A 756-nucleotide genomic window follows, 5' to 3' on the forward strand; every position below is an offset into this window, starting at 1 on the left:
CAAATGGATCGCCCAGATCGCCGTCACGATCCGCACGACGGAGAAGACGGGCACCAACGTGCTCGGGGTGGACCTCGGCCTGAAAGTCCCTGCCGTCGCGTCCACGGGCTGCGACAAAGCGCGGTTCTTCGGGAACGGGCGCGAGAACAAGTACATGAAGCGCAAGTTCCGGGCGAAGCGGAAAGAGCTCGGTCAACACAAGAAACTGAAGGCGATCAAGAAACTGGACAACAAAGAACAGCGCTGGATGCGAGACAAGGATCACAAGGTGAGCCGTGGGATCGTCGACTTCGCGAAAGAGAACCACATCTCTGTCATCCGCCTCGAAAGACTGGCGAACATCCGACAGACGGCAAGAACAAGCCGTAAAAACAATAAGAACCTGCACACCTGGTCGTTCTATCGCTTAGCAACATTCATCGAATACAAGGCGAAGTTAGAAGGAATCAAGGTCGAATATGTCAACCCTGCATACACATCTCAGACATGTCCTTCTTGCGGGAGCCGAAATAAAGCGAAAGATCGAACATATTCGTGTTCATGCGGATTCAAGAAGCATAGAGATTTAGTCGGTGCGATGAACATCCGATACGCACCTGTGGTTGATGGTGACAGTCAACCAGCCTGAGAACCTATAGGGTCTGTCTCAGGAGGGGTGATGGCACACCCTCATCTGAAGGCTCGGACAAAACAGAAATGGCCTGCGTCCGCACGGGCACTTCAGAATCCCACCCATCCTGAAGGGATGGGCTTGCG

Annotated in this window: 1 protein-coding gene; it reads left to right on the forward strand. The window is 53.6% G+C overall.

What is annotated here, in order from left to right; genetic code table 11:
* A partial coding sequence (locus tag KNP74_RS14810; RefSeq protein WP_214764707.1) for an RNA-guided endonuclease InsQ/TnpB family protein occupies window positions 1-628 on the forward strand: 628 nt, incomplete at its 5' end.
* Between the last annotated feature and the right edge of the window lie 128 nt (window positions 629-756).

It is taken from the genome of Exiguobacterium sp. s141, from assembly GCF_018618085.1.
Lineage (GTDB): Bacteria > Bacillota > Bacilli > Exiguobacteriales > Exiguobacteriaceae > Exiguobacterium > Exiguobacterium mexicanum_A.